Annotated in this window: 1 protein-coding gene; it reads left to right on the forward strand. The window is 61.6% G+C overall.

Annotated elements, in window-relative coordinates; translation table 11 throughout:
* Window positions 1-310: lytic murein transglycosylase (locus tag EE949_RS18260; RefSeq protein ID WP_206335713.1), on the forward strand; the 310-nt coding region annotated here is incomplete at both ends.

Genomic DNA, 310 nt, shown 5'->3' on the forward strand with positions numbered 1-310 from the left:
CCGAATGGCAGGCAGGTTTTCGCGCTCAGGCTCTAAAAGCAGGGATCCGCGCCGACGTCTTCGATCAGGCCTTTGCCGGGGTCACGCCGGACATGAGCGTCGTCAAGGCCGATCGCAGCCAGCCCGAGTTCAGCCGTCCGGTGTGGGAATACCTGGATGGTGCAATTTCCGCCGCTCGCGTGCGTAAAGGTCAGGCACTGCTCTCGCAATACGCTGATGATCTGCAGAAGATCGAACAGCAGTACGGTGTGGACCGTCAGGCGCTGGTCGCGGTGTGGGGCATGGAGAGTAACTTCGGGCAGTTCCAGGG

The organism is Pseudomonas viridiflava (genome assembly GCF_900602065.1).
In the GTDB taxonomy this organism is placed as follows: Bacteria; Pseudomonadota; Gammaproteobacteria; order Pseudomonadales; family Pseudomonadaceae; genus Aquipseudomonas.